We start from the raw sequence: 8,797 nt of genomic DNA, 5'->3' as shown, positions 1-8,797 counted from the left end.
TTGATTGAGTCGATTAATATCGAGGTCACTCATGACTTAAATAGTTTGAAGTCCAAGCTGTATGAGTTTCTTCCTGATGAGACTATAGAGGTTCACAGCGCGCAGAATCGTTTGTTACTGAGTGGGCAAATTAGCAACCAACAGAAGATGAATGTTGCCATGCGAATTGCTGAAACTTACGCAGCAGGGCAAGCTGCAGACGACTCTAAAGAGAGTGGTAGTGAGCAAGTTGCTGCCACCGGAGTCATCAATTTAATGTCGATTGGTGGCGCTCAACAAGTCATGTTAGAAGTGACGGTCGCCGAGGTTCAGCGAAGCTTAGTGAGAAAGTTCGATGCCAATTTCCACTTCTTCCAGACCAGTGGCTCTAACTTTTCATGGGGTGCATCATCGGTTCCTGCTGGTGTATTAGGGGCTACGCCTGTCTTTGATATTCCAACCTCTACTGATTACGGGATTTTAGGCTCGTTCATTGATAGTAATACCCTGTTTACATTCGCCCTGGATGTAGCAAAACAGAATGGTGTAGCGAAAGTATTAGCTGAACCTAACTTAACCGCATTAAGTGGATCTAAGGCTGAGTTTTTAGCGGGTGGTGAATTCCCTATCCCTGTGCCAGATGAAGATGGTATTACGATTGAATATAAAGAGTATGGGGTCGGTCTGAAATTTATCCCAACGGTTCTGAGTGATAAAAAGATCAATCTAAACTTGGCTGTGGATGTGAGTGAAATTGCGAACAGCAGTTCATTGACTATCGACCCTGGTTCGACGAATGCGACGTATTTCATCCCTCCAATCACACGTCGAAGTGCCTCTTCTACGCTTGAACTTGCGGATGGACAAACTATTGGTATTGCGGGGCTTCTGAGTGAAAACGTGCGGGACGTCAGTAACAAAATGCCAGGTATTGGGGATGTGCCAATTTTAGGTCAGCTCTTCAATAGTCAAGAGTATGTATCTGGCGAAACAGAGCTTGTCATTCTTGTTACGCCTAGGCTCGCTAAACCCGTAGACAGAAGCAAAGTCACACTGCCAACTGATGCCTTTGTTGACCCGAATGACCTGGAATATTACTTGTTAGGTAGAAGCGCTTATATTGCTGAGCCTTCTGATTCTGAAGACAACAGTAATGTAAGTTCTTCTAAACCTATCACACCAACTGATGGTGGTAGTGAAGGTTCATTCGGTCATGATTTGTAAGGAGATAGATATGATTAGAACAATGATGGTCTTTCTCGCACTGGTATTAGTTGGTTGTGCGAATGACGCGCCTTTAGGGCAGTCGGTTGTTCAGTTGAAAGTGGAACAAACGTACAACCCGAACGCGACTCAAGAGAACTTGGAAGTTTTACCTGATGGGACTGGTGAGCGTATGCAAGCTAGTTATGACAGCTATGTGGGCAAAGGTGATGAGGATCTTTCCGGAAATAATAGCCAGGTTTTACAAAGCTTTAATTAGCGTGGAGGTACTTTATGTCGTATCAAGTATCAAATAGTCCCAAGAAGCAGGGAGGTTTGGTGGTCATCTTTGTGACCATTGCGTTACTCGTATTCCTTGCGGTGTCTGCTTTGGCGGTGGACATCAACCATATGCTAGTGAATAAAACGCGCTTACAGAATGCGGTTGACTCCGCTGCATTGGCTGCAGCCACTATATTGGATAACAGCAAAGACCAGGCTGCGGTATCTGCAGAAGTTACATCAACATTGAATGCTATGGCGGGAGCTTCTGGTAATCATGAATTTAATTTTTCTACAGCAGTGGTAAGTGTTGAATACTCCAATGACCCTCAAAGTTTTGCGGGGACAACTACGTTTGGTGCTGATGATGATGTTTATGTTCGCGTTAATGTTAGTTCACTGGATATGGATGAATTTTTCATTCAGATGTTTGGTTTAGCTAAAGATGTATCGGCAACAGCGGTTGCTGGGCCTAGTTCTGGACTGCAAGTCGTCAACAACATTGTACCTATTGGAGTATGTATTGGTGATGGAACTTCAGATAATGACATCAATGAAGACGGCTATGATGATGCGACCGGTGAAGCAATTACCAATGTATTTGGCTATGAAGTAGGAACCGTTCATGCTCTAAAAGTGGGTGATAAAAAACTGTCACAAATGGGGAATGGTAACTATCACTTGCTGGACTTTGGGTCTGGGGGAAAAACAGTAAAAGAGGCGTTGGCTGGTTATTACGACTACTCCGTAGCTATTGGCGATAGTGTCACTACCAAGCCCGGGGGAACTGTCGGCCCCACTGCTGATGGGTTGAACACTCGCTTTGGTGATTATGGTGGTGGTTTATCAAGTTCAGCTTATCCTTCTGATTATGTCACTACCGAGCCTAACTCCCAAATTAAGATAGATAAAAAAACGGGCGACATTAATTTTGATGGCTCTTATACCTATGCTCAATATGAGTCAGACACAAACGCATGTATTACAAACAATGGTTCGGGTTGTGTTTCTGGTGGTACAGCATGGCGACGCATTCTTCCAATTCCGATGGTCGATTGTTCGGGTAAAAGTGGTGGAGTAACCAGTTTTACCGTGCAGAAAATAGGGTGTTTCTTCTTATTGCAAAAGGCACCAAGTAACAATTCAGGAACCCCAGCAGTATTTGGTGAGTTTATACATTCTTGTAGTGTCGCTGGTGGCTCTGGTGGTTCTGAATCATCAACTGAAGGTCCATACAAAATTGTTTTGTATAAAGACCCTGATGGGGGAGGCTCTTAGTTATGAATAGGAAATTAAACAAGCAGCAAGGTCTCGCAGCTATTGAAATGATGATTGCAACACCAGTTTTATTGTTTTTCTTAGTGTTGGTTCTTGAGTTGGGAAACATTCTAATTCATTACAATGTGATATCTAAATCGGTTCAAAATGGGGCTCGATACGCAGTTAGCGAAGTTTATGGAACACAAGGTGGAGCATTGGCGCCGACTGCGGAAATTCAAAACATCGTGGTTTACGGGAAAAACACGGTAGGTACAGCCATACTTTCTAGTCTTGCAACTTCTGATGTGGTTGTTACTCCTCCCACTGCGGACAGTTATGTGAGAATAACGGTGAATTATGAGTATGTTCCTCATTTCTTATCTGTCCCATTTTCATCTGAAAGTTTATCAATTCCCTTGAGTGTGTCGTCCGTGATGAGGGTTTTTTGATGGAGTCAATCAAGAAACATAGCGGTTTAGCCATCATCGAATTTACGATTGTTTCTTGGTTGGTGTTTTTGCTGATTTTTCTGATTCTAGCTTTAGGGGCTTACGTATTTTCATTGCAGATTGTTAATGAGGCGACCAGAAAAGCAGCTAGGTTAGCGACCGTTTGTTACGTGCTAGATCGCGATAACATTGCGGGGGTTGTCGTAGAAGACATACCACTACTAGGCTTTAGTGATAGTAATTTGGAGGTCGCGTACTTAGATGCTTCTGGCGTTGAAATTACTTCTGATTTCGAAGCGAACCTGAGTGCGATCAAGTTTGTTAGAGCAAGAGCTATAGGTTATGGCATTCAACTGATCAGTAACCTAAGCTTTTTAGGGGCCAATGGTTTTCTTACTGCCCCTGCGTTTGAGACAATTTTACCAGCTGAGAATTTGGGTGTGATAAAGGCTGAAACAAATACTAGGACAAGGTGTCCGGAACCAGTACAGGGTGGGTAGTATGGGCGAAGCAATTGATATTTTACCAAGTGAAGACGATGCGATTCGCCTTAAAACCAACTTGAATGTATGGCTTATCTATAGCAACGAAAAATTTCATGCACATATGAGACAGCAATTAAAACGCTGTCGAAATGTTCATATCGACTCTTTTTCTTTGCTAGGTATGACTGAAGAGTATGTGAAAAATATAGATGCTCCCGATCTTATTTTTGTTGAAGCAAGTGGTGGTTGGGCTCAGAAAATGGTGGATCTTCAAAGCTACAACCTACAGTTAGAAGAGCATGATTTATCTTTAGTTGTGTTTGGTGATGAGAGTGATAACGGCTCATTGAAAATAGCGCTAAGACTTGGTGCTTCTGATTTTCTATCTCATGACATTTCAATTTCAGGTCTTTTACCGCTACTTAAGAAAACTGCAGCGGAGAAAATTGAAAACTCTAGTTATGGTGAAGTGTTTTTATTTATCAATACTAAAGGTGGTATGGGGGCGACAACCTTAGCGCTCAATACAGCCGTAGAAATAGCAAGTTATCACCCGAATGAGGTGCTGTTGCTTGATATTGATCTCCAGTTTGGTGTTATTCCAGAATATTTGAATATCACGCCGTCCTACAGTATTTCGGATGCCATCGACAGTTCTAATGATTTGGATGAAATGTCGTTAGGAAGTTTAGTGAACAAGCATACATCTGGGTTGCATGTTTTAAGTTTCAAGCATGAAAACAACGCGGATGATTATGAGCACGCCCAGAAAATTGGAAAGTTATTACCTGTACTACGCCGTTTCTATCGCTACATTATCATTGATTTCTCTCGAGGCTTGGATCATATCTTTGCTTCGGCTATCTCCCCTGCGACTAAGGTGCTACTTGTTGCTCAACAAACCTTAGTGTCTGTTAAAAACAGTAACCGTTTAGTAAGAACGCTGAAGTTTGAGTACGGATTACAACAAGATGCAATAGAGATCATCGTAAATCGTTATGAGAAACGACAAACCATTAAATTATCGGATATAGAACAGACCGTTGGAAAGCATGATATCCATTTAATGCCTAACGATTTTAAAGTGGCACTAGAGAGTGCCAATTTAGGTCAGCCTTTGGTTGAGTCAAAAAAGAAGAGTTCGATTACACGGTCGATCATCGATTTATCTCACATCCTTTCTCCTCCGGAACAAGAAGAGAAGAGTTGGCTCAAAAAGATATTTTCATAGATTGTTTGTTCTAAGCATATAGATGAGGGATCGTTATGTTCTTTAAACGAAAAAATATAAATCCGGAGTTTGAAAAAAAAGCAGAACAATTTTCGCAGCAGGAGAGCGAAAACGTTGCTGCCTTTCCTCAAGGTGATGCTAGTGATTCAGTTGCTTTAAAAGGGCTAGATGCCAGAGAAGAACAAGAAAAATCGGTTAATGAAGCAAAAAAAGTCTTAGAACAAGAATTATCAATTAAACACTATTTCCATAAGCAGCTCTTAGAAACACTCGACCTTGGTTTGCTTTCTAGCCTTGATAAAGAGCGTGCTAAAGTCGACCTCCATGAAGCGATTGTTCAGCTAATGGCTGACGATCAAAGTCATGCCCTGAGTGCTGAAGGTCGAAAAAGAGTTATCAAGCAAATCGAGGATGAAGTGTTTGGACTGGGGCCGTTAGAACCGTTATTAGCAGATAAAACGGTATCCGATATTCTCGTGAATGGACCTAAGAGTGTGTTCGTTGAGCGAGGGGGGAAATTAGAAAAGACACCCTATACTTTCTTAGATGACCGACACCTTAGAAACATCATTGACCGTATTGTTAGCCAAGTGGGGCGTCGAATTGATGAGGCTTCTCCAATGGTGGATGCTCGATTGGCCGACGGTTCTCGTGTGAATGCGATTATCCCACCTCTTGCTTTAGATGGCCCATCGGTATCCATACGACGTTTCGCTGTGGATAGCTTAACTATGGATAATTTACTGGAGTATAAATCAGCCTCTCCACAAATGGCTAAGTTTGTGGAGGCTGCAGTGAAAGGTGAGCTTAATATCTTGATTTCAGGAGGGACGGGGTCAGGGAAAACAACCACACTGAATATCTTTTCTGGTTTCATTCCTCGAGACCAACGAATCATTACTATAGAAGACTCTGCCGAGTTACAACTTCAACAACCCCATGTTATTCGCCTAGAAACCCGCCCTGCTAATTTAGAAGGGAAAGGGGAGATTAGTCAAAGAGAATTGGTAAAAAACACCTTACGTATGCGACCGGATCGAATTGTGGTTGGTGAGGTGCGTGGTAGCGAAGCTGTCGATATGTTAGCGGCTATGAATACTGGTCATGATGGATCTCTTGCCACTATTCACGCCAATACCCCCCGTGATGCTCTAAGCCGTGTTGAGAATATGTTTTCGATGGCTGGTTGGAACATTTCTACCAAAAACCTCAGAGCGCAGATTGCTTCTGCTATCCATTTAGTTGTGCAGATGGAGCGGCAGGAAGATGGTAAGCGCCGTATGGTGAGCATTCAAGAGATAAATGGTATGGAAGGAGAGGTCATCACGATGTCTGAGATCTTCCACTTTCAGCGTCAAGGTGTCGATGAGCATGGCAATATTTTAGGTTATTACACAGCAACCGGTGTGGTGCCTCAGTCTCATGACCAATTGGTGAAGCGTGGTCTTGATTTGCCGTTTGAGCTCTTTACCGAATCACATAGCTGAGGAGCGGATTATGGATAGCGTAACAGTTTCATTGGTTCTATTGTTTGTTGCGGTGTTGTTTATTTCACAAGCCTTATTATTGCCAGCTGCCGGAAAAAAAGCTAAGCACAAAGAGTTGACTCGTCGCTTAAAAGAGACACAAAGAAATATTGATGAAGAGAGTTTGTCGCTCTTAAAAGATCACTACAACAAAGAACTATCACCACTTGACCGGAAGTTGATTGTCATTCCTTTCTTTGCAGACCTAAAACGTATGCTGGAATTAGCGGGGCTGAAGATCACTTTAAGTCGCTTCTTATTGATTGTGTTCTTGTGCGCCACTTTGTTGGCTTTGGTTGCTTTAGTATCAAATCAAGTGTGGTTCATTTGTGTAGCGGCTTTTGTCTTTGCTTGGGTTGTTGCTTACTTGTTTGTTCAAAACAGAGTGACATACAGAATGGCACGATTCGAAGAACAGTTACCAGAAGCTTTGGATATTATCAGGAGAGCTTTACAAGCAGGTCAGCCATTGGTTCAGTCTTTCAATGAGGTGGGTGAGGAGATGCCTGAACCTATTGGCGTTGAATTTAAGAACACCTACAACTTGTTGAACTACGGTTACGATTTGAGGCTCGCTATTATGCAAATGACAGAAAGAGCACCCACGGTTTCGATGTTGGCTTTTTCTAGTGCAGTCATGCTGCAGAAAGAGACTGGGGGGAATCTCTCTGAGAATCTGCAAAAAGTATCTGAAGTACTGAGAGCGCGTTTTAAACTAGAAAGAAAAATCAAAACTCTCTCTGCTGAGAGTCGGCTTTCTGCCTGGATACTGACTCTTTCTCCCTTTGTTCTGTTTTTCGGCCTTAAATTCGTAAACCCAGAATACATAGAACCTTTGTATACCGACCCTAGAGGAATATCGATGGTCAGTATTGGGGTTATTTTGTTGGCTATTGGGGCGTTGTGGATAAGAAAAATAATAAATATCGAGATATAGATTATGGAATTCTTTGATTTAGATGTATGGAAGCAAGCACTCTCTGAGTTCGGGATCAGTAGCCAAGCCTTACTGTACGGGATGATCTTGCTGACCACTATGTTACTGACCCTCACGCTTGGTTTTCTTTTTGTAGGCACTCGCTCCCCGTTGGATAAAAAGCTAAAGCAGATATCCAGTGGTCGTCATACGAGTAGTCGAAAACCTTACGATTTTACCAATACGTTAGAGTCGTTAACGCCATTTATTGGACGAGGGAATAAAAAAGACAACGAAACTTACTCAGAAAAACTCATGCATGCCGGATACCATGAAAAAAGTGCGCTTTCTGTCTTTTATGCTTTCAAAGTACTGTCAGCCCTTGTCGGGTTTGTTTGTGCATTTATGGTGTTTTATTTAGCGATAGGGGGCAGTTACAACAACTTATTGATCGTGACTTGTATCTTTGTCGGTACGTTTTTACCCAATTTTATATTGAGTAAAATGCAAAAAGATAGACAGAGAAAGATCAAGAATGGTGTACCAGATGCTCTTGATCTGCTGGTGGTTTGTACAGAGTCCGGTCTTGGTTTTAATGCTGCGCTAGGACGAGTTGCTAACGAACTATACATTTCACAGCCCGAACTTGCCGATGAGTTGGATACTGTTTTTGCCAATACCTGTCACTTTAATCTCGCCACCTTTGATAGCAGCGGCTGCAAGGAAATATGACGCAGATGATGCATCACCTTCAACCAAGAAATCACCGGGTGCTATGTAAGATTGCCCAGTTGGAATCACAAATTCTTGGTAGTCACTGTTGATAACATCCACACCAAATTGCTTCATGATATGCAGCGTAATATCGATGTAAGGCTTAGAAACCAATTCACCTTCGATTTTGATGGTCACTTCGCCTTCAGCTAAAGGTGCAGCCATCAAAAATGCCGTCAAGAATTGACTAGAGATAGAACCATCGATAGAAACTGTACCACTCTTTAGCCCAGTACCCGTGATCTTCAGCGGTGGGTAATTTTCGTTCTCTAAGTATTCGACGTTGGCGCCGGCCTCTTGCAGAGCAGTCACTAAGTGACCAATTGGACGCTCTTTCATACGTGGCTCACCAGTAAGAACGTATTCACCGCGACCTAAACAAAGTGCAGCAGCCAATGGACGCATTGCTGTACCCGCGTTACCTAAGAAAAGCTCTAGGGCTTTGTCACTTGAGAATGCACCACCAACACCTGTCACTTCACAAACTGTTTTGTCTGCAGACAACTGATAATCAACACCTAACTGTGTTAATGCATTCAACATATGACGAATGTCATCACTGTCTAGTAAGTTTGTTAGGCGAGTTGTTCCCGTTGAAAGTGCAGCCAAAAGAAGCGCACGATTAGAAACACTTTTTGAGCCAGGTAGGTTAACTTCCCCGCTCACTTTCTGAATTGGTTGTAACGTAAGGC

Annotated in this window: 8 protein-coding genes and 2 pseudogenes; 9 read left to right on the top strand and 1 reads right to left on the bottom strand. The window is 42.6% G+C overall.

Translation table 11 applies throughout. The annotated features are described in order from the left end of the window. The 9 genes and pseudogenes from AB4653_RS15605 to AB4653_RS15565 form a co-directional block, all read left to right on the top strand. A partial coding sequence (locus tag AB4653_RS15605; protein WP_372104662.1) for a type II and III secretion system protein family protein occupies positions 1-1,203 on the top strand: 1,203 nt, incomplete at its 5' end. Further along, entirely contained in the window at positions 1,193-1,462 is a 270-nt protein-coding gene (locus AB4653_RS15600) for a hypothetical protein (protein ID WP_032555265.1), read from the top strand. The genes AB4653_RS15605 and AB4653_RS15600, both read left to right, overlap by 11 nt. A gap of 14 nt (positions 1,463-1,476) precedes the next feature. Further along, positions 1,477-2,742, top strand: a complete 1,266-nt coding sequence (locus AB4653_RS15595; RefSeq protein ID WP_009847496.1) for a Tad domain-containing protein — start codon at positions 1,477-1,479, stop codon at positions 2,740-2,742. 2 nt (positions 2,743-2,744) lie between these two features. After that, a complete protein-coding gene (locus AB4653_RS15590) occupies positions 2,745-3,173 on the top strand; it encodes a TadE/TadG family type IV pilus assembly protein (protein ID WP_009847495.1) in 429 nt (142 codons plus the stop codon). After that, positions 3,173-3,673, top strand: a complete 501-nt coding sequence (locus tag AB4653_RS15585) for a TadE/TadG family type IV pilus assembly protein (RefSeq protein ID WP_009847494.1) — start codon at positions 3,173-3,175, stop codon at positions 3,671-3,673. Before AB4653_RS15590 ends, AB4653_RS15585 begins: the two co-directional genes overlap by 1 nt. Before the next feature lies 1 nt (position 3,674). Further along, the gene (locus AB4653_RS15580) at positions 3,675-4,889 is read left to right on the top strand and encodes an AAA family ATPase (protein ID WP_009847493.1); all 1,215 of its coding nucleotides are present in this window, start codon (positions 3,675-3,677) and stop codon (positions 4,887-4,889) included. 35 nt (positions 4,890-4,924) lie between these two features. Further along, positions 4,925-6,376 carry a CpaF family protein gene (locus AB4653_RS15575; RefSeq protein WP_009847492.1) on the top strand — a complete coding sequence of 484 codons (1,452 nt, stop codon included), beginning with the start codon at positions 4,925-4,927 and terminating at the stop codon, positions 6,374-6,376. 10 nt (positions 6,377-6,386) lie between these two features. Continuing rightward, entirely contained in the window at positions 6,387-7,352 is a 966-nt protein-coding gene (locus AB4653_RS15570) for a type II secretion system F family protein (protein ID WP_009847491.1), read from the top strand. 3 nt (positions 7,353-7,355) lie between these two features. After that, positions 7,356-8,006 (top strand): annotated as a pseudogene (locus tag AB4653_RS15565) (type II secretion system F family protein); the annotation flags it as partial. Here AB4653_RS15565 and AB4653_RS15560 read toward each other — a convergent pair. After that, positions 7,989-8,797 (bottom strand): annotated as a pseudogene (locus AB4653_RS15560) (3-phosphoshikimate 1-carboxyvinyltransferase); the annotation flags it as partial. The pseudogenes AB4653_RS15565 and AB4653_RS15560 overlap by 18 nt on opposite strands.

The sequence above is a fragment of the Vibrio sp. 10N.222.48.A3 genome, from assembly GCF_041475345.1.
Taxonomy (GTDB): Bacteria; Pseudomonadota; Gammaproteobacteria; order Enterobacterales; family Vibrionaceae; genus Vibrio; species Vibrio tasmaniensis_A.
Note: the sequence above shows the minus strand (reverse complement) of the source record. Positions and strands in the feature narration are given on the sequence as shown.